The organism is Photobacterium pectinilyticum (assembly GCF_024357955.1).
In the GTDB taxonomy this organism is placed as follows: Bacteria; Pseudomonadota; Gammaproteobacteria; order Enterobacterales; family Vibrionaceae; genus Photobacterium; species Photobacterium pectinilyticum.
This window is the reverse complement of the sequence record NZ_JANEYT010000008.1, coordinates 102,652-121,477: the sequence shown is the minus strand read 5'-3', so window position 1 is coordinate 121,477 and position 18,826 is coordinate 102,652. Positions and strand designations below refer to the sequence as shown.

19 protein-coding genes and 3 tRNA genes are annotated in these 18,826 nt (G+C 49.2%); 5 read left to right on the top strand and 17 right to left on the bottom strand.

Annotated elements, in window-relative coordinates; genetic code table 11:
• The 6 genes from NHN17_RS05845 to mutY all read right to left on the bottom strand — a co-directional run bounded on the left by NHN17_RS05845 (nt 1) and on the right by mutY (nt 3,136).
• Nucleotides 1-76 (bottom strand) — tRNA-Thr (locus NHN17_RS05845).
• Between the two features lie 46 nt (nt 77-122).
• Nucleotides 123-198, bottom strand: a tRNA-Asn gene (locus NHN17_RS05840).
• A 44-nt stretch (nt 199-242) separates the two neighbouring features.
• A tRNA-Phe gene (locus tag NHN17_RS05835) sits at nt 243-318 on the bottom strand.
• 128 nt (nt 319-446) lie between these two features.
• Nucleotides 447-1,583: a membrane-bound lytic murein transglycosylase MltC gene (gene mltC / locus NHN17_RS05830; RefSeq protein WP_255041173.1), complete on the bottom strand. Its 1,137-nt coding sequence runs from the start codon at nt 1,581-1,583 to the stop codon at nt 447-449.
• A gap of 105 nt (nt 1,584-1,688) precedes the next feature.
• On the bottom strand, nt 1,689-1,961 hold the full coding sequence (locus NHN17_RS05825) for an oxidative damage protection protein (RefSeq protein WP_107300870.1): 273 nt from the start codon (nt 1,959-1,961) through the stop codon (nt 1,689-1,691).
• Nucleotides 1,962-2,077: 116 nt separating this feature from the next.
• Nucleotides 2,078-3,136 (bottom strand): A/G-specific adenine glycosylase, encoded by a 1,059-nt coding sequence (gene mutY / locus NHN17_RS05820; protein WP_255041172.1) that lies wholly within the window; start codon nt 3,134-3,136, stop codon nt 2,078-2,080.
• A gap of 155 nt (nt 3,137-3,291) precedes the next feature.
• Here mutY and trmB point away from each other — a divergent pair, with 155 nt between their 5' ends.
• From trmB to NHN17_RS05805, 3 genes are all read left to right on the top strand, one after another.
• A complete protein-coding gene (gene trmB / locus NHN17_RS05815) occupies nt 3,292-4,029 on the top strand; it encodes a tRNA (guanosine(46)-N7)-methyltransferase TrmB (protein ID WP_255041171.1) in 738 nt (245 codons plus the stop codon).
• Between the two features lie 104 nt (nt 4,030-4,133).
• Complete coding sequence (glsB, locus tag NHN17_RS05810; RefSeq protein ID WP_255041170.1) at nt 4,134-5,054, top strand: glutaminase B; 921 nt, start codon at nt 4,134-4,136, stop codon at nt 5,052-5,054.
• A gap of 54 nt (nt 5,055-5,108) precedes the next feature.
• A complete protein-coding gene (locus tag NHN17_RS05805) occupies nt 5,109-5,510 on the top strand; it encodes a YggN family protein (RefSeq protein WP_255041169.1) in 402 nt (133 codons plus the stop codon).
• A 233-nt stretch (nt 5,511-5,743) separates the two neighbouring features.
• Here NHN17_RS05805 and hemW read toward each other — a convergent pair whose 3' ends face one another.
• The 7 genes from hemW to NHN17_RS05770 form a co-directional block, all read right to left on the bottom strand.
• Entirely contained in the window at nt 5,744-6,904 is a 1,161-nt protein-coding gene (gene hemW / locus NHN17_RS05800; protein WP_255041168.1) for a radical SAM family heme chaperone HemW, read from the bottom strand.
• Nucleotides 6,905-6,907: 3 nt separating this feature from the next.
• The gene (locus NHN17_RS05795; protein ID WP_255041167.1) at nt 6,908-7,501 is read right to left on the bottom strand and encodes an XTP/dITP diphosphatase; all 594 of its coding nucleotides are present in this window, start codon (nt 7,499-7,501) and stop codon (nt 6,908-6,910) included.
• Between the two features lie 111 nt (nt 7,502-7,612).
• Nucleotides 7,613-8,050 (bottom strand): DUF4426 domain-containing protein, encoded by a 438-nt coding sequence (locus NHN17_RS05790; protein WP_255041166.1) that lies wholly within the window; start codon nt 8,048-8,050, stop codon nt 7,613-7,615.
• Between the two features lie 146 nt (nt 8,051-8,196).
• Nucleotides 8,197-8,490, bottom strand: coding sequence for a DUF167 family protein YggU (yggU, locus tag NHN17_RS05785; RefSeq protein WP_255041165.1), 294 nt, complete (start codon nt 8,488-8,490; stop codon nt 8,197-8,199).
• Entirely contained in the window at nt 8,487-9,041 is a 555-nt protein-coding gene (locus NHN17_RS05780) for a YggT family protein (RefSeq protein ID WP_255041164.1), read from the bottom strand. The genes yggU and NHN17_RS05780 overlap by 4 nt, the downstream gene beginning before the upstream one ends.
• Before the next feature lie 9 nt (nt 9,042-9,050).
• Entirely contained in the window at nt 9,051-9,869 is an 819-nt protein-coding gene (gene proC / locus NHN17_RS05775) for a pyrroline-5-carboxylate reductase (RefSeq protein ID WP_255041163.1), read from the bottom strand.
• A 99-nt stretch (nt 9,870-9,968) separates the two neighbouring features.
• On the bottom strand, nt 9,969-10,670 hold the full coding sequence (locus NHN17_RS05770; RefSeq protein ID WP_255041162.1) for a YggS family pyridoxal phosphate-dependent enzyme: 702 nt from the start codon (nt 10,668-10,670) through the stop codon (nt 9,969-9,971).
• Between the two features lie 23 nt (nt 10,671-10,693).
• Between NHN17_RS05770 and NHN17_RS05765 the strand changes: the two genes are divergently transcribed.
• Nucleotides 10,694-11,731, top strand: coding sequence for a type IV pilus twitching motility protein PilT (locus tag NHN17_RS05765; RefSeq protein WP_255041161.1), 1,038 nt, complete (start codon nt 10,694-10,696; stop codon nt 11,729-11,731).
• A 14-nt stretch (nt 11,732-11,745) separates the two neighbouring features.
• Nucleotides 11,746-12,852 carry a PilT/PilU family type 4a pilus ATPase gene (locus NHN17_RS05760; protein ID WP_255041160.1) on the top strand — a complete coding sequence of 369 codons (1,107 nt, stop codon included), beginning with the start codon at nt 11,746-11,748 and terminating at the stop codon, nt 12,850-12,852.
• A gap of 379 nt (nt 12,853-13,231) precedes the next feature.
• Here the strand turns inward: NHN17_RS05760 and NHN17_RS05755 are convergent, their stop codons facing one another.
• The 4 genes from NHN17_RS05755 to hflC form a co-directional block, all read right to left on the bottom strand.
• Nucleotides 13,232-14,731 (bottom strand): alkaline phosphatase, encoded by a 1,500-nt coding sequence (locus NHN17_RS05755; RefSeq protein WP_255041159.1) that lies wholly within the window; start codon nt 14,729-14,731, stop codon nt 13,232-13,234.
• Between the two features lie 636 nt (nt 14,732-15,367).
• Entirely contained in the window at nt 15,368-16,900 is a 1,533-nt protein-coding gene (locus NHN17_RS05750) for an alkaline phosphatase (RefSeq protein WP_255041158.1), read from the bottom strand.
• Between the two features lie 140 nt (nt 16,901-17,040).
• Nucleotides 17,041-17,943, bottom strand: coding sequence for a protease modulator HflK (gene hflK / locus NHN17_RS05745; protein WP_255041157.1), 903 nt, complete (start codon nt 17,941-17,943; stop codon nt 17,041-17,043).
• Complete coding sequence (gene hflC, locus NHN17_RS05740; protein ID WP_255041156.1) at nt 17,933-18,820, bottom strand: protease modulator HflC; 888 nt, start codon at nt 18,818-18,820, stop codon at nt 17,933-17,935. Before hflC ends, hflK begins: the two co-directional genes overlap by 11 nt.
• Between the last annotated feature and the right edge of the window lie 6 nt (nt 18,821-18,826).

The window sequence follows — 18,826 nt, the reverse complement described above, 5'->3', positions numbered from 1 at the left end:
TGGTGCCGACTACCGGAGTCGAACTGGTGACCTACTGATTACAAGTCAGTTGCTCTACCTACTGAGCTAAGTCGGCACACTAAATCTTTTTTAGTTTCAAGCCATTGGCTCAAAACTGAATTTGGCTCCCCCTGCAAGACTTGAACTTGCGACATACGGATTAACAGTCCGCCGTTCTACCAACTGAACTAAGGGGGAATTGCATATCGTTGCTTGCACCCTGTTCTTCAAAAGAGAAGAAGTGGTGCCTCGAGGCGGAATCGAACCACCGACACGAGGATTTTCAATCCTCTGCTCTACCGACTGAGCTATCGAGGCAACGGAGCGCTATTAAACGGTTTTTCGTTCTTTTCGTCAACCATTTTTTCAGAAAAATTTCATTGTCGCATTCGGTTGCCTGCTTTTTGCTCGGAAACGCCGATTGTGGCTATTTCCTTGTCATCGCTTCAGATTTTTCCTTGGTTAAATTCTTTTTGGAATGCGGTGACTTTTTCCAAATACCTTCTGGCTTCGGCATTACGGTGCTTGTTGGTCAGTGCCCAGTAGACTTGATTTGGTTGTAAACTGTTCAAATCGTTCATCGCCCGCTTGCGATCACTGCTGTGGAAAGTATTGAGTACTCCTCCTGTTCCACCGTTGTAAGCCGAGATCATGCTGTAATGGAGCGACAGCGGATCACGGACGTCTTTCAAATACCGGGTACGCAATATGTAGAAGTAGGCAGTGCCGGTATCAATATTTCTTGCAGGATCAAACAGGTACTCAGGTGTCGGGATGCCGGGCTTGTTTTTCACTAGCTTGAACACGTCGGCTCCGGCGGTTTTAGGCACCACCTGCATCAGGCCGTAGGCATTGGCGTGGCTGACCGCATAGGGGTTGAAGCTGCTTTCGGTTTTGATAATGGCGTAGATCAGATCTTCGGCAATGCCGTAACGACGGGAGGCATCACGAACAATATTGGCATATTTGTACCCTCGCTGGTTGGCATGGTCGGCCACCATAGGGATTTCAACATAATAGACTTGATGGAAGCGCTCCGAGCGCTTTTTCAGTTTGCTGTTGATCAGATCCTCGGCGAAGCGATTGGCACGCCATGACCATTCGATCGGCTTGCCTTCACTGTCGAGTACCTGACCGTAGAGGAACGGCTTGCCACTCAACTCGATAGCCGAATCGGAATACAGATCGACGCCGCCCGGGTTGTCTGGCGTCAGCAAAGTGGTGGTAATCGCTTCCTTGAGGTGTTTGGTCGGTTCGGTTTTGGCAACGGTTTCGACAATAACCATACCGCGCTCAAAGTCGACATGGGCGCGGCTGCGGTAGCCGTCGGTGTATTTTACGTATTGACGCTTGCTGGCGACCAGAGAGTCGTTATCCCCCCAATAGCGTTTTACCTGACCGTTGAAGGAGTTCATCAGTCTGTCGAGCGCGGCAGTATCTTGGGTGAACTGGCCGGGCAACGGAGCGAGGTTGTTAGCAAAACGGTTGGTGGTGGAGTAGTCGACATCGTAGAGTTGCTCGATGAACTCTCGGCTACATCCGCTCAGCATGAGCAGGGATAAAAACAGCGCGCGTAATCTCATAGTTCCCGAAATAAGAAAAAGGCATCTTACAAGAGATGCCTGAATTAGTGACTGATATGCTTCTCTTGAGTTAAACGACCAAGCGCTGAGGAAGCATTAGCGGAATTATTCGCTCGGCGGTGTGTAGCCGTCGATAATGACATCCTGGCCTTCGAACAAGAAGTTAACCATTTCGGTTTCCAGTAGCTTGCGGTGCTCCGGATCCATCATGTTCAGTTTTTTCTCGTTGATCAGCATTGTCTGTTTGCCTTGCCATTCAGCCCAGGCTTCTTTCGAGATGTTGTCGAAAATACGCTTGCCTAGTTCACCAGGATAAAGTTGGAAATCAAGGCCTTCCGCGTCTTTTTTTAGGCGGGCACAAAATACTGTACGGCTCATCGGGGAGCTCCTTCGTTATAACGTTGATTCGTTAGCTTGGGTATATTTATATCATGCTTAATATACTCAAGTAACTTCAAGGTGCATGTAACTTGAAGTGACTCGGGTATACGTTGCTATCTATTTAGCTCGTAGCGTAGGCTCTCGAGGATCTGCTGTACTGGAGCCGCCAATCCAACCTCCGCGGGTTGGTTGAGGTTATACCACAGACCTTTGCCTGCTTCGCTGATGCCGTTGGGTTGTTCGGAAAGGCTCAATTTTACCGGTACGATATCCAAGTGGTAATGACTGAAGGTATGGCGGAATGCGTTGAGCTGCTCTTGAGCGCGGATGATCTCTAATTGATCAATTCGCTGCTCGATAATTGCGGTTAGATCGGCGTGATCCTGTTGCGGGAAGCACCACAGGCCGCCCCAGATCCCTGCGGGTGGGCGCTTTTCCAACCAGACATATTCATCATACTGAAAAATGGCAAACCAAGCTTGCTTCTCCGGTAGCGTTTTTTTCGGCTTCTTGCCCGGAAACTCGGCTTGTCTGGCCTGCGCTTTAGCCTCACAACGTTCGGCGACGGGGCACAATTCGCATTTTGGCTTACTGCGGGTACAGATCATCGCCCCCATATCCATCATGGCTTGGTTATAACGTTCTACGCCCTGAGCGGGGGTGTTGGCCTCGGCAATTTCCCAGAGTTTGTTTTCGACCGGCTTTTTCCCCGGCCAGCCTTCAACGGCATAGCATCGGGCCAACGTGCGTTTTACGTTGCCATCCAAGATGGGGTGATGTTGTTTGAGCGACAGTGACAAGACTGCACCAGCGGTAGAGCGGCCGATCCCTGGTAGGGCAACCACTTGTTCGATATCGGTTGGGAAAACGCCGTTATAGTGCTCAACAATGTGTTTGGCTGCTTTATGCAGGTTTCTCGCTCGGGCGTAGTAGCCGAGGCCAGTCCATAGGTGCAACACTTCGTCTTGTTCCGCTGCTGCAAGATCGGCGACGGTAGGGAAGCGTTCGATGAAACGTTCAAAGTATGGGATCACCGTAGCGACTTGGGTTTGCTGTAGCATGATTTCCGACAGCCAGACCTTGTAGGGGGTCTTTTGCTGTTGCCATGGCAGGGTTTTCCGGCCAAATTTGTCATACCACGCTAAAATGGCATCAGAGAAGGTATTGGTCACAGTTTCAAGCTCACTTTACTGACAGCCGTCTTCGCCTGTCTTATTTTTGGCCCTGATTGCACCACAAAGTCCGGGTCGTCGCAATCGATAGACTTGCACTTGCGCTGTAACTTTGGATAATGCCGTTCCGTTTCTTTTTTGTTTGGATAGTAAGCATGAGCGAAGTTTCAAAAAAGTCAGGTGAAGTTACCCTGAACGAATTTACCGAAGACGGCAAACTGGTACGTAAGGTACGTAGCTTTGTTCGTCGCGAAGGTCGCTTGACCAAGGGCCAAGAAGCGGCCATGGACAATAACTGGGCGGCTATGGGTATCGACTTCGCTCAGCAGATGCTGGACTGGAAAGAAGTATTTAATAACGATAACCCAGTTACACTGGAAATCGGCTTTGGTATGGGTGCTTCTCTGGTTGAGATGGCCAAGAACTCCCCAGAGAAAAACTTCATCGGTATTGAAGTTCACAGCCCAGGTGTGGGTGCTTGCTTGATGGGCGCAGAAGAAGCGGGTCTGACTAACCTACGTGTCATGTGTCACGACGGCGTAGAAGTGTTCGAGCACATGATTGCAGACGGCAGCCTTGATTGCGTGCAGCTGTTCTTCCCTGACCCATGGCACAAGGCGCGTCACCACAAACGTCGTATCGTTCAGCCTGAGTTTGCAGAAATGCTGCGTAACAAGCTGAAAATCGGTGGTATCTTCCACATGGCGACAGACTGGGAAAATTACGCTGAGCATATGGTTGAAGTGATGGATGCTGCGCCGGGTTACCGCAATACGGCAACAGACGGTGCTTACATCCCACGTCCTGAAGATCGTCCGCTAACCAAATTTGAAGCTCGCGGCCACCGTTTGGGCCACGGTGTATGGGACATGAAATACGCGCGCACTGAGTAAGCCTCAAGCGCATTTGGGCAAGAGATTGCCAAGCACCGCTAGGTGTATCCGTTGTTCGAAAAAAGCCAACCTCGCGTTGGCTTTTTTATCCTTGGAGAAAAGTAATGAAACCAACAGAGCAGTTGCTAAACGAGATTTTGGATGAAGTCAGGCCGTTGATCGGCAAAGGCAAAGTGGCTGACTATATTCCTGCATTGGCGGAAGTTCCGGCCAACAAGTTGGGAATTGCTGTGTGTTATAACGATGGTGAAATTATCCAGGCGGGTGATAGCGAGGAAGATTTCTCGATTCAGTCGATCTCCAAGGCGCTGAGTTTGACATTGGCAATGACATTGTACCAGCCTGATGAGATCTGGCAGCGGGTTGGCAAAGAGCCATCGGGCCATGCCTTCAATTCGATGATCCAGCTTGAGCTGGAAAACGGTATTCCACGTAACCCGTTTATCAATGCCGGTGCGCTGGTGGTCTCGGATCTGCTGCACAGTCGTTTGTCAGCCCCGCAATACCGGATGCTGGAGTTGGTGCGAGATCTGGCCCAGAACCCGCATATTTGCTATGACAAGGTTGTTGCCGCCTCAGAGATGCAGCACAGTGATCGCAATGCCTCGATTGCTTACCTGATGCGGTCTTTCGGTAACTTCGACAACGAAGTGATGCCGGTGCTTACCAATTACTTCAGCTATTGCGCCCTGAAAATGAGTTGTGTTGATTTAGCCAAAACTTTCAGCTACTTGGCAAATAAAGGGCTTCCTTTGGGCGCAAAAAAAACAATTATCACCCAAACTCAGTCTAAGCAAATGAATGCGCTACTGGCGACCTGTGGGTTGTACGATGGGGCAGGAGAATTTGCATATCGGGTAGGTATGCCAGGTAAGTCGGGAGTGGGTGGCGGGATCATTGCCATCGTTCCCGGTGAAATGGCCATCGCAGTATGGTCGCCAGAGCTGGATCCTTCGGGTAACTCTCTGGCCGGTACAGCTGCCCTCGAATTGCTGGCTGAGCGGATCGGCCGTTCAATTTTTTAACGGGGTAATGCGGATCAATAAACCTTCGCCTGCCCCGGTTATGGGGAGAGGTTTATGCTATTGCGTGTTTGCGGGTACCAACTAGCGGTTATTGGGTTTGCCTTGTCACTGGGGGTTCAAGCCAGTGATGATCCGGTGTGTCAGTTTGAGTGGCACAATAGCCTGAGTATGCAGGATGGGGCGCTCAACCTGGAGTTGAAGGGAGAGAGTTTTCAGATCCAGCCTAGCGGCCAGCTTTATTTTGGCGTGCACAAGGTCAAACTCAATGACGAGCAATCGGCTTTGTTGGCTGATTATCACCGCCTTATGCTGGATGACTTGCCCTATACCTTGTCCCACTCACAGTTGATCGACCAGAAGTTGTGCGATCAGGTGGCAATGCGCCAAGCGAAAGAAAACGAAATCCAATCCCAAATTCCCGCCCTCAAGCGCTGGCAGAGTGTGACTCTGGATTGATGTGGTCAATTCAGCTTTCTTCATGGTAGTTGAACGAAAATTTCAAAAATGCATAAATACATCCATGTAGCTCTGAGTTGAATTGCCAACTCGGTGCATCCATACCGATAGGTTTTGAAACTTGGTTCGACTACCTAAATTATACCAACCTACATAAATACTTGATTAACTACTTATCCAGATTGGTATTAGATGGCATCGATTTGCCTATCACTAGCCAAAAGACGTTTGATTTATTCGTCTTCCTCGACAAATGCAGCGAGTAAATCATTGAGGAACAGCTTGCCGTGTTCGGTGATCTGCCACTGCTCACCCTTATCTTCTAGATAATTCTGCTCAAGAGCCCAGTTGATAGGCCTTTCAATGCTCGATAACGGTAGGCCAGTACGATCGACATAATCTTGTTTCGGGCAGGCTTCTAGCAGGCGGAAGCGGTTCATAAAGAACTCGAACGGGCGCTCGCTGGCAGCAACCTGGTTTTCCTGATCCAGATACGGTTTGGCCGGGTTGAGGTAGCCTCGAGGGTGTTTGACCTTCACTGTACGGGTGATAGTACCATCGGCAAAGCTCAGCTTGCCGTGGGCGCCGCAACCGATCCCCAGGTAGTCGCCGAAGCGCCAGTAGTTGAGGTTGTGGCGGCATTGGTAGTCGGGTTTGCTATAGCCAGATATTTCGTACTGGACATAGCCTGCTTCGGCCAGTAGCTGGTGGCCTTGTTCGAAGATGTCCCATAGGTCATCGTCATCTGGCAGTACCGGCGGTTTGGAGTAGAACAGGGTATTGGGTTCGATAGTCAGCTGATACCAAGACAAGTGCGGTGGCTGCAAGGCTATCGCCTGTTTCAGATCCGACAGGGCATCATCGATACTCTGATCCGGCAGGCCGTGCATCAGGTCGATGTTGAAGCTGTCGAGTCCGGCCTCTTTGGCCAGCCCGGCGGCAGTAATGGCTTCTTTGCTGCCATGGATTCGGCCTAGGCGTTTGAGTTTTTCGTCCTGGAAACTCTGGATACCAATCGAGATACGGTTGACGCCTACCGCGCGGTAGGCGTTGAAGCGGCCAGCCTCAACGGTGCCAGGATTGGCCTCCATGGTGATTTCGATATCCTTGCTAAACGGGATCCGTTGCTTGACGGCATCGAGCAAGCGGCCGATTTCCGGCGCGGAGATCAGGCTTGGGGTACCACCACCGATGAAGATGGAATGCAGCTCCCGGGCTTGGCGATTGAGATCATATTTGGCCAAGTCGGTATCGAGATCTTCGATAAGGGCATCAATGTAATCGAGTTCCGGAATATCGGCTTTCAGCGCATGGGAGTTGAAGTCGCAATAAGGGCACTTCTGGACACACCATGGGATATGGATATACAGGCTCAGTGGTGGTGGTACTAGCATGGTTTATGCTTCCTTCAGGGCGGCAAAGAGCTTGGTTAGGGCTTTGCCTCGGTGTGATAGTTGTTTCTTGCGGGCTGGTTCAAGCTGTGCTGAAGAACACTGATCTTCAGGTACCCAGAAAATGGGATCATAACCAAAGCCATTCTCACCATGGGCTTCGGTCAGGATCTGGCCTTCCCAACTGCCGTGGCAGACTAACGGGGTAGGATCATTCTCGTGGCGCATCATCACCAGTACGCAATGGAAGCGGGCGGTACGCTGCTCTGGCGCTACCCCTTCCATTTCTGTTAGCAGCTTTTGCAGGTTTTCTTCATCTGAGGCATCTTCACCTGCGAACCGGGCAGAATAGATCCCCGGTGCTCCCTTGAGGTAGTCGACTTCAAGGCCTGAGTCATCGGCAATCGCTGGCAAACCGGTTTCCTTGGCGGCATGGCGAGCTTTGATGATAGCGTTTTCGATAAAGGTGGTGCCTGTCTCGGCAACCGAAGAGACGTTGTAATCGCTCTGGGCAACCACATCGAAGCCGAAATCAGCCAGCAGGCTCGCCATTTCTTTCACTTTGCCCTGATTACCAGTAGCCAGTACTAATTTGCTCATCACAGTTCCTCACAATAAAGAGGGCGCTATCTTATCTCACTGCCCGGAAATTAAAAGGGGAGCGCTAGGCTCCCTGTAAATACATTCTTTGAACGTTATTGCACACATGGCTTAGTCGACATAAAAAGTCTGGTCAAACGTGATGTTGCCTCGGGTGCCGTTGTGGGATATGTCGATGGAGAAACTGAAGCGCTCTTCATTGGCATGTTTGATTTCAGCGATGTAATAAATCGCTTTACCTTCCCTGAGCTCGCGGAAAGAGAGGTTCTTTACGCTGCCGAGTAGGTTTTTGGCTTGACCATTGAGTACCGCTGTTACTGCCGGTTTTCCCGGCTTATCTGCATCAAGCACGGTGACATTGATCACGGCGGAATACCGGCTGCGCTGGATTTTGTATGTACTGGCAACATCGGGGGTGAGAAATGTTGATGGGAAGCTGGAGTAGTGAACCTCCAAATTACCGATTTTTTCGAACTGCTCGGCATGGACCGGGAAGGTTGCACCCAAGCTGGTAAGTAACAGGGCAAATAAGCTGAAAAAACGAGTCATTTTATTATCCTTTTATACGCACTGGGTCGGGGGTTGTCCCTGCACCGGGAGTGGGTATTGCTTAGTTCCATTATAGTCAGACGACATCGCCTGATAAAAAAACAGCCCGGCGTATTGGGGGACGCCGGGCTGGAAATCGCAGTTGGTTATAACAGAGCTTTGATGGGCTCGGGGATAACCTTGGGGGCCGTGATTCGCACTTGCTTGTGACGTCCTAGCTCCCCTTTTTCTATGTCAATCTGCCCCTTGGCGACCTTGAACTGTTTGGACAGGTACTTAGTCAGATGGGCATTGGCCTTGCCATCAACCGGCGGGGCGGTGATCGCCACTTTGATTTCATCACCATGCAGGCCAACCAGTTGGTCACGGCTGGCCTTGGGCTGAATATAGAGCCTTAAGATCAGATCGTCACCATCAAGGTAAACGGCCTGTTGGCTCATAGCTGGAACCAGATCGGGCCGACAACGTCACCGATCAGGAAATTGGCAAACTGCAGGCCAAGGAACAGAACCAATACACTCAGATCCAGGCCACCCATTGCAGGGATAATACGGCGGATAGGGGCTGTCAATGGCTCGGTAAGTTGGTGCATTACATATTCAACAGGGCTGCGGCCTTGGCTGACCCAGCTTAGGATAGCGCGTAGCAGTAGTACCCAGAACAGCAGGCCACCAGCGGCTTTCACTAATGATAGGGCGCCAATCCAGAAGTATTCAGGGGTAAACATAAAGCCACCGCCCAGCACCAACTGCAGGAGGATGAACTTACCCATACTCAGGATGTAGGCAAACAGCAGGGTGGCGACATCCAGTGAGCCAATTGACGGAATAATGCGGCGCAGCGGGCCGACGACCGGCTGGGTTGCCTTGATGATAAACTGCGAAAACGGATTGTAAAAATCGGCACGCGCCCACTGGAGCCAGATGCGCAGCAGCACGACCATTATGTAGAGATCAAATAGGGTACTGACAAGAAAACCAATTGAGTTCATATACTAACCTTAAAATAATTTTTCCATTTCTTCAGCACGGGAAACGGCAGCACGCATTGCTTTTGCTACGGTATCACTAAGTTGGCACTCGTTGAAAGTGCGGATTGCCTCGGCAGTTGTACCCCCTTTCGAGGTTACCTGGGCACGCAGGGTCGCTAGGTCTGTATCCGGGTTGGCAACGACCATTTCTGCGGCGCCAAGCGCCGACTGCTGTACCAACATACGGGCTTGCTCGGGGGGAAAACCTTGCTTGATGGCTTCTGCCTGCATCGCTTCCATAAACAGGAAGAAGTAAGCAGGAGCACTACCAGCTGCGGCAATAATACCGTTAATTCCCGACTCTTGCTCTACCCAGCATACTTCGCCGACAGCCTGCATTAAGTGTTCGGCAAATTGACGGTCATTGGGGTTGAGACTGCTAGAGGCGAAGAGGCCGCTCATGCCTTTGCCTATCAGTGATGGGGTATTGGGCATTACCCGCACTAGGCTCAGCTTGGTTGCCAGCATCTGGTTGAGGCGCTCGGCACTCACTCCGGCGGCAATTGAGATCACTAGCTTGCCGGAAAAATCGAGGATCTGCAGTGGTCGGCACACCTCTTCCATCAGCTGGGGCTTAACGGCTAATACAATCACATCGGCATCGGAAGCGGCGCTGAGGTTATTGTCGGTGGTGTGTATCCCGTAATCACGGGCCAACGGCTCGCGGCGGGCTGAGCTTGGTGCGGTCGCGGTGATTTTGTCCGGTGCATAGCCGCTGGCAACGAGGCCGGCGATGATAGAGCGGGCCATGTTACCGGCACCAATGAAGGCAATCGCGCGTTGTTCCATGTTACATCCTTTGTGTTTTCAAGGCCGGGAGGGACGATGACGTCCTTCCTAGACGTTATAATTGTGTGGCTATTATATACCCAAGTTATTCTCGCTGAACTACGAATAATCACGGGCACCAAAAATAGCCGTGCCAATGCGGACGATGGTACTGCCGGCGGCAACGGCGGCATCCAGATCGCCACTCATTCCCATCGACAGGGTGTCAAGCTGCGGGTGTTTGGCCTTGAGCTTGTCCATTGTCTCAGCCAGGCTGGAAAACGCAGCTAACTGGCTGTCGTAATCATCGGCTTTTTGCGGAATCGACATTAGGCCACGTAACACCAGGTTTGGCATGGTGGCGATTTCATCTGCCAGCGCGTCGACGTCATCAAAATCCAGTCCCGACTTGGAGTCTTCACCACTGGTGTTGACCTGGAGCAGGACATTGAGCGGTGCCATACCATCCGGGCGCTGCTCGCTCAGGCGGCGGGCGATCTTGGCACGGTCAACCGAGTGGACCCAGTCGAAGTGCTCGGCAATCGGGCGGGTCTTGTTGGACTGGATCGGGCCAATGAAGTGCCAGCTTAATGACGACGCGAGACCTTGCTGGGCAAAGTACTGGACCTTTTCGACACCTTCCTGAACATAGTTTTCGCCAAATGCTGCATGGCCAGCGGCAATCGCTTCCTCTATCGCGGCAATAGGTTTGGTTTTGCTAACTGCAAGCAGTTGCACTGATTCGGCATCTCTACCGCATTTTTCTGCTGCCAGGCCGATCTGGGTGATGACCTGTTCAATATTTTGCTTGATACTATTCATAATTGATTCTATGGGGAAAATTTATGGATATCACCGAACTACTGGACTTTAGTGTAAAGCATAACGCCTCTGATCTGCACCTTTCTGCTGGTGTTCCGCCGATGATCCGGGTTGACGGCGATGTGCGCAAGCTGAGTTTACCGGCTTTGGAGCATGCAGAAGTACACCGTTTGGTATTCGATATAATGAATGATGCCCAGCGCCGGGAGTTTGAAGAGCGACTAGAAGTCGATTTCTCGTTTGAATTACCCGATGTTGGGCGCTTTCGTGTCAATGCATTCAGGCAAGCAAGGGGCAGTGCAGCGGTATTTAGAACGATACCGGTCAAGATCCCGACTCTGGAGTCACTGGGTGTGCCTGATGTTTTTTATCAGATCGCCCAGCTTCCACGTGGATTGGTGTTGGTGACCGGGGCTACAGGCTCAGGTAAATCGACCACGATTGCTGCGTTGGTGGATTACATCAACGAGAATTCAAACTGCCATATCCTGACTATTGAAGATCCGGTGGAATTCATCCACACCGGCAAGCGTTGCCTTATCAACCAGCGTGAGGTTCACCGTGATACTCACAGCTTCCATAATGCCTTGCGCTCTTCGCTACGTGAAGATCCTGATGTGATTGTGGTCGGTGAGCTCCGTGACCGCGAGACGATCAGCTTGGCCCTGACGGCGGCAGAAACCGGCCATTTGGTGCTGGGAACCTTGCATACCAGTTCGGCGGCCAAGACCGTCGATAGGATCATCGATGTGTTCCCGGGCAATGACAAGGCGATGGTCCGATCCATGTTGTCGGAGTCGCTACGTGCGGTGGTATCGCAGAGCCTGCTCAAGTGTACCAGTGGCGGACGTATTGCCGCCCATGAGGTGATGATGGCGACACCGGCGATTCGTAACTTGATCCGGGAAGACAAGGTGGCGCAGATGTTCTCAATGATCCAGACAGGCTCGGCGATGGGAATGCAGACCATGGATCAGAGTGTCAAGATGCTGGTCGCCCAGGGGCTGGTGGAGGCCGAGGAAGGACGCCGGGTCGTGGACTCTGGCTTTTCGCAGTTTTAGTGGGGATAGAGAGAATGACGTTACAGCATGCACTGAACGAAATGGTCAGCCGCAAGGCCTCGGATCTCTATATTACGGTTGATTCCCCTTGTTTACTCCGCATTGATGGCAACCTCCACCCCCTTGGCGATACGCTCGATCTTAAAGCCATCGAGCAGATGTTTGGTGAGGCGATGGACAGTGAGCAAGTGGCGGAATACCGTGCCAGCAAAGAGGCTAACTTTGCCCTGGTAAGGGGGGAGTATCGCTTCCGGGTCAGCGCTTTCTGGCAGCGAGAATTACCGGGGATGGTGATCCGCCGTATTGAAACGGAAATCCCGGATTTTCTTTCACTTAACCTACCGATGGATATGCAGAAGATGGCACTGGCCAAACGTGGGCTGGTATTGGTTGTTGGCGCGACCGGGTCGGGCAAGTCGACGTCGATGGCAGCCATGACCGGTTACCGTAATGGCAACCGCAGTGGTCATATCCTGACGGTAGAAGATCCTATTGAATTCGTACACAAGCACAACAAGTGCATCATCACCCAGCGCGAGGTGGGGCTGGACACCGAAAGCTACGAAGTGGCGCTGAAAAACTCCCTGCGCCAGGCACCGGATATGATCCTGATTGGTGAAATCCGTACTCCAGAGACCATGGAATATGCGATGAACTTTGCCGAGACCGGACATCTGTGTATGGCGACCCTGCACGCCAACAATGCCAATCAGGCACTAGAGCGGATCTTGCATTTAGTGCCGAAAGAGCGCCGTGAGCAGTTTCTGTTCGACCTGTCTTTGAACCTTAAATGTATCTTGGCCCAGCAGTTGATCCCTGATGCGCATGGGATCGGTAGGCATGGTGCTTTTGAGTTGTTGATCAACACCCCGAGGGTCGCGGACTTGATCCGTCGCGGCGAGCTTCATGAGATCAAAGAGACCATGGCCAAATCGAATGAGTCGGGGATGATGACCTTCGATCAGTCGCTCTATGACCTATACAGCACCGGCAAGATCACCGAGCAGGATGCCTTGCACCATGCTGATTCAGCCAACGATCTGCGCTTGATGATTAAAGTGGGAAATAAGAGTCAACGAAGTATGAATGCATTGTCTGGGGTCACCGTCGACATGGGCTGATCTTACGGATCACCCCGATCTTCCTATGGGTAGTCAAAAGTATTAGGGTTGTAATGATCCTAATACTTTTTTTGTTGAACACTAAGTTGTAAGTAACTGAAATAGATATACATTGATTTTCAACTAGATAACCGTGTACAGGAATATAAGCTTTTGGGTTCAAATAGCCCAAAAGCTGTACAAGCTGATCATCCCTTGAACTTTCTGGGGTAAGCCAAATCAGTTTTTCAAGATCTTGATAAGCGATCGCTTTTCGGTGAAAAGAGAAGGGAAAGCTGTACGTGTGAGGTTGGTACAGATTGTTGCTAGCATAAAAAAGAGCCCGCTAAATAAATAGCAGGCTCTTAAAGTCAAACAGTATGCTCAACTATGTTTAAACTTACATAGAATCTTCATCGATGACCGACCTCATCACATCAAAAACGTTAGTGTTGTCGAAGTAATCACCGGTTGCACCATCGTTACGGTACATCTCTGCGTAGTAAGGGTCGTGTCCATCGAAGTAGTCTTTGAACAGTGCCGCACCCGCGCCTTTAGCATATAGGCGTACTAGTTCAGTTGTGTGGTCGCCACTGAAGTATTTAACTTCTGGAGTGGAAAATGCTCCCGCGTTTTCTACTGCTGCGTATGCTTCAATGTCAGAGTTATCACCCAGAACGTACGAGTTACCGTGGTCCGTGGTGACGATTAGCAGGGTCTCATCCCAGCTGCTGTTTGCCTCTACCCACTCAATCACAGCGCTTACTGAGTCATTGAAGTCGATTTGCTCTTCGATGATGCGAGCGGTATCGTTCGCGTGAGCAGCCCAGTCGACAGCACCACCTTCAACCATAACGAAGAAACCGTTCTCGTTTTGGCTTAGGTAGTTCAATGCACCCTGTGTCATCATTTTTAGAGACGGCATATTTTGATTTAGTTCACAACCAAAAGCTTCGCTGGCGTCATTACAGCCTGATTTAGAGCGGCTCTGTTGCATAGTGCTGCCTGTGCGAGGCATTGCTAGCAATGGTCCTTCCATTAGCTCTGCCGATGCATAATCATTTGCTAGGGCAGTGAATTCGTTGAAGCTATCCATAAAGCTCCATGGCAGGTTGCTTCCTTTCGGATAGATCTTTCCTGCCAATACGTCTTCCCAGTCTTCTTCGCTAATCGTGCTATATGTTGGTGAGCTACGGCGATCACCATTGTTATCATAGTGTGGGTGGCCTGTACCCATGATTAGGTCTAGGTGGCCACGTGTTAGCATATCGTAAGCTAGCTCATGGTTCTCATAGCGAGAAGTATTTGTGGTACCAAATACCGCCAAGGTTGCATGGTTAATGTTTACGGAAGACACTACGCCAGTGCTCATGCCCGCATCTTTTGCATATTCAGTAATTAGCTTAAGAGGCTCGCCGCAGTTATTAACACTGATTGCTTGGTTATAAGATTTCGTACCTGTAGCCAGTGCTGTACCGGCTGCAGCTGAGTCAGTCCAGCCATCGTTTAGGTGTTCGTAACCTTTAAACATGCGACGAGCATTTTCGTCATCGACTCGAGTATCATCCCATGCCTTCTCTGGATCATAAGTGTACTCAGGCTCAAGTGCTTCTGGAGTACAATCTTCGGCAGGGGTAGAATTTGTGTTAAGCGGGTAAGTTGTCATGGCATAGCGGTGTTCCATCGCATTGTATGGTGCAACTTTATTTGCCAGCTCTCCGTGCTCATAAAAAGATGCAATATCCCATGCTCCATCACTTGCACCATCTGAAATCATCAAGATAACATTTTTTGCTTTAGCCACAGGTGTTCCAGTTTTAGGTCCGTCAGAGCTACTACTGTTACAACCAGTAATAATAAGCGAGGTAGCTAATGCGACTGCAGATAATTTATGGTTCACTACTATATCCTTGATAGTTAGTTGGTTTTGATAGAGTTAATATAGAGGTGAAGTATTAAGTTGATGTTTAACATTTAATAATTAATATTAAACATTTATTTTACTGAGTGTATTATCATTTGTGACAATGTTAATAATGTAAGTAATAATCATTGTCACCTTTTTTACCATGGGTAATTGTATACCGGTTGTTTGTACTCTATGTTTTACATGTGGTTGCAGTGCATTACCTTGGCTTATTAATAGTGGTTAAATTTAATTGCTATAAATAGAGATAATAATTTAACCAATTGACGGTTGTGTAAAACCAATATGGATAAGTAGTTGATCAAGTATTTGCACTGGAAAAATTGTTGTTATCAAGGCAGATATTGCAGTAACTAGTGGCTTTAATTACAAAATATCTAATGCAGGGAACAGCGATTTTAACCAGCAAGACTGATCAAATATTTATATAGGTTGGTATAATTTCTTCTCCAGATTACAGCTTCGGTAAATTGTTATATATCTGGTGAAGGGATATTGTGTTTATATTAGAGGCTAAAAAATTGTTTGGGGATGGTAAATAAATAAAAGAGCCTGCTAAATATATAACAGGCTCTTAATGTCAAACAATATGTTCAACTATGTTCTAACTTACATCGGGTTTACCGCTTCGAACATTACTGATTTCATTACATCAAAGATGTTAGTGTTGTCGAAGTACTCACCGGTTGCACCTTCATTGCGATATTTATCAGCGTAGTAAGGGTCGTTGCCATCAAAGTGCTCTTCAAAGCGCGTTGCGCCAAAGCCTTTTGCATAAACGCGAACCAGTTCAGCGGTGTGGTCACCACTATAGTATTTTACTTCAGGTGTCGTACCAACATTGCTTTCGTTAACAGGGGCGTATGCTTCTAGGTCAGATGTTTCACCCAATACATATGAGTTACCGTGATCGGTAGTGATAACAAGCAGAGTTTCATCCCAGTTACTGTTGGTTTCAACCCATTCCATTACCGCACTAATAGAGTCATGGAAGTCTGTCTGCTCTTCAATGATCAGACCGGTATCGTTATCGTGAGCGGCCCAGTCAACGGCGCCGCCTTCGATCATGACAAAGAAGCCATTTTCGTTTTGGCCTAGGTAGTTTAGAGCACCTTTAGTCATCATTTCCAGCGTTGGCATATCTGGAATTTCCTTACAGGCGAAAGCTTCCATGCGCTCTTCGGCGGTGCAAGTACGGCGCTGTTGCAACGTTTGTTTGACCTGAGGTATTGCCAGTAGTGGCCCTTCCATCAGTGCTGGGGCTGCATAATCACCTGCTAATGCTTCGAACTGAGATAGGGTATCCATGAATCCCCAAGGTAGCTCGCTGCCAGCTGGGAACAGTAGCCCACTTGTTACGCTTGCCCAATCATCTTCACTGATAGTGGCAAAGTTTGGACTATCTGTACGTACACCGTCATCGTCGTAGTCGGGGTGGCCCGCTCCCATAATAAGATCAAGGTGACCTAGACTCAGCATGCCGCTAGTTAGTCTATTCATAAAGAGGCGCGTGGTATCTTTTGTACCGAATACTGCAGGCGTGGCATGGGCTAGGTTCACCGAGGTCACAACCCCTGTGCTCTTACCTGCATCTTTTGCGTATTCGGTGATAAGCTTAAGTGGGTCGCCGCAGCCATCAACGCTAATACCATTAATAAAAGTTTTGGTGCCGGTTGCCATCGCGGTGCCCGCTGCTGCGGAGTCGGTCCAGTTAGTGTCTAGGTATTCATAACCTTCAAACATGCGGCGGGCTTCTGGATCATCAACTCGCTTATCACTCCAGGCTTTTTCAGGGTCGTAAGTGAACTTAGGGGTTAAAACATCTTCAGTATTGCTGTCGTTGCAACCGCCAAATATCGGTGGTGAAAGACTTTGGTTCAGTGGATATGTCGTCATTGCATAGCGGTGAGGCATATCTTTAAGCGGTGCAACTTCGTTAGCCATTTGGCCGTGGGTGTAAAATGAAGCAATATCCCATGCACCATCACTGGCTCCATCGGAAATCATCAGAATGACGTTTTTGGCTGTTGTTGGTTTTGGAAGGGGATTTGAACCGCCATCTGTATTGCTATCACTGCTACTCATACAGCCAGTAAGAATAAGCGAGGTAGCTAACGCCATTGCAGATAATTTATAGTTCACCACTATGTCCTTTATATTTAGTAGTTGGTTTTTCAAGCGAGATAATATAATGTTGAAATATTATATTTGTATGAAGTAAATATTTATTTTTTGCATTGTCTTGCTATAAATTAAATTTAAAAAGATAGTTTGTGTTTTTTTTAATTTTCATCGTTCATAACTAGCTGCATATCGATACTTGGTAACATATTACTTACATAGTCTGTGTACTCTTCAAGCATACTTATTTCTGGCATAGGTGAGCGTTCGATCTGCGCTATTTTTGTTGTCATCCTAATATGGTCGCCAGAAGCGTTCTCTTTTGTCTCAGTAGCGTCACTGCGGGCTGCTGTTATTAAGTTTGCGGCATCACTTTGCGCCATAATAATACGGGTTGTCCGGTTGTTTTCAGCGCGTTCTATTAGGGTTTGCTTCTCTGCTGGTGCATTCTGCAGCTTTTCAAATGTATTTTTAATGTTACGTGGCGCATCGATATGACGAATAAGCACCGAGTTTATATTCATACCAAGTTGGAGTTTGTCGCTTATTGTTTGTAACTTATCTTTTACATGTACTTGAAGCGCATTTCGCTGGCTTATTAATAATGATTCAAATTCATTTTGCGAAATAAAGTATATGGTTTCGCTAATTGATAATCGTTCAATTATTTCTTCGGCGACAGCTGTGGTGAACTGGTATAGACCTGGTGAAGGGATGTTATATTGAATTTCATATTCCACATCAATTAAGTCACCATTCCCTGTAACCATTTCAGGCTGTAAATAAGCGCGTCTTGAGCGTTCGCCATAGTTAATATAAAGCGTTCTTAATTCTGTTGTCGCGACTTTTTCAACTGCATCGATAGGCCAAGGAAGTCGATAGTGGAGCCCCGGCATAACATTGTCGGCGACGATTCGGCCAAACCGGGTTACGATCGCTCGCTGCTCGGTATTAACCACAAAGATGCCACTTAGGACGTAAATGACCGGGAGTACGCCAAGTAGAACAAACAGTACGGTCTTTTTTATTACCGAGGCGGTATGTTTAATGTCTTTAGTTAGCATGGGCGGCCGTACCTGGGGGTTGCATCAGAGCATCAAAAATCGGGGTGTCGGTGGATAACACCATCCGCGTATTGTCGTTGAAGATCTCCTGATAGGATTCCATGGAGCGGATGAACTTATAGTAATCAGGGTAACGGGTGTAGGCATCTGCGTAGAGGGCTGCGGCACTGGCTTCGCCTTCGCCGCGGATCTGTTGTGCATCGCGATAGGCAGAAGCTAACAGCTGTCGAACTTCCAGCTCGGTATCTGCTCTGATCTCAGAAGCACGTTTTTCGCCTTCCGCCAGGTACTGATTAGCCAGCCTGTCCCACTCTGATTCCATGCGATCGTAGATGGCGCTGAGGTTCTGCGACGGGAAGCCAAATCGGCTCGGTTTTACCGTTTGTACCTCTACACCCAGTTCGTTTTGTGCTGCTTGCGCTACAGAAGTGGAAATATCGGCAAACAGGGCCTCAAGGCGATGGTTTTCAGCGTCTTCACTGTAGATCTGGCTTAGGTTGATGTTGGCAATGCCTGCGCCAATCGCGGCGTTGATCATCGTTTCTAGCCGTTGCTCAGCGATATCGGTAGTGCGCACACTGGTGAGGTAGAGCAGGGGATCACTGATTTTCCAGATCACAAATGCCTCGGTGACCACATTACGGCGATCGCGGGTGCCGTATTCCGTTGCATCGAGGTTGAGCAGTTGGATCCGCTTATCAACAATGGTCTCGGTTTGGATCGGGGTTGGCCACTTGATGGCCCAGCCCGCCTGATCTATCACGCGGGTCGGGCGGCCGAACTGGCTGATCACGGTATAGTCGGTTTCGTTGACGATAACCAAACAGGTTGATAGCAGGTATGCGCCGATTGCGGCGAGCAAAATGGTCCATTTCATCTGAAA

Excerpts from the sequence above, each read along its gene's own strand:
- NHN17_RS05790 (WP_255041166.1), bottom strand. The coding sequence starts at position 8,050 with ATGACTCGTTTTTTCAGCTTATTTGCCCTGTTACTTACCAGCTTGGGT.
- NHN17_RS05765 (WP_255041161.1), top strand. The coding sequence starts at position 10,694 with ATGGATATCACCGAACTACTGGACTTTAGTGTAAAGCATAACGCCTCT.
- NHN17_RS05780 (WP_255041164.1), bottom strand. The coding sequence starts at position 9,041 with ATGAACTCAATTGGTTTTCTTGTCAGTACCCTATTTGATCTCTACATA.
- NHN17_RS05760 (WP_255041160.1), top strand. The coding sequence starts at position 11,746 with ATGACGTTACAGCATGCACTGAACGAAATGGTCAGCCGCAAGGCCTCG.
- NHN17_RS05825 (WP_107300870.1), bottom strand. The coding sequence starts at position 1,961 with ATGAGCCGTACAGTATTTTGTGCCCGCCTAAAAAAAGACGCGGAAGGC.
- proC (WP_255041163.1), bottom strand. The coding sequence starts at position 9,869 with ATGGAACAACGCGCGATTGCCTTCATTGGTGCCGGTAACATGGCCCGC.
- yggU (WP_255041165.1), bottom strand. The coding sequence starts at position 8,490 with ATGAGCCAACAGGCCGTTTACCTTGATGGTGACGATCTGATCTTAAGG.
- mltC (WP_255041173.1), bottom strand. The coding sequence starts at position 1,583 with ATGAGATTACGCGCGCTGTTTTTATCCCTGCTCATGCTGAGCGGATGT.
- hemW (WP_255041168.1), bottom strand. The coding sequence starts at position 6,904 with ATGCTAGTACCACCACCACTGAGCCTGTATATCCATATCCCATGGTGT.
- trmB (WP_255041171.1), top strand. The coding sequence starts at position 3,292 with ATGAGCGAAGTTTCAAAAAAGTCAGGTGAAGTTACCCTGAACGAATTT.
- glsB (WP_255041170.1), top strand. The coding sequence starts at position 4,134 with ATGAAACCAACAGAGCAGTTGCTAAACGAGATTTTGGATGAAGTCAGG.
- NHN17_RS05795 (WP_255041167.1), bottom strand. The coding sequence starts at position 7,501 with ATGAGCAAATTAGTACTGGCTACTGGTAATCAGGGCAAAGTGAAAGAA.
- NHN17_RS05805 (WP_255041169.1), top strand. The coding sequence starts at position 5,109 with ATGCTATTGCGTGTTTGCGGGTACCAACTAGCGGTTATTGGGTTTGCC.
- NHN17_RS05770 (WP_255041162.1), bottom strand. The coding sequence starts at position 10,670 with ATGAATAGTATCAAGCAAAATATTGAACAGGTCATCACCCAGATCGGC.
- hflK (WP_255041157.1), bottom strand. The coding sequence starts at position 17,943 with ATGCTAACTAAAGACATTAAACATACCGCCTCGGTAATAAAAAAGACC.
- hflC (WP_255041156.1), bottom strand. The coding sequence starts at position 18,820 with ATGAAATGGACCATTTTGCTCGCCGCAATCGGCGCATACCTGCTATCA.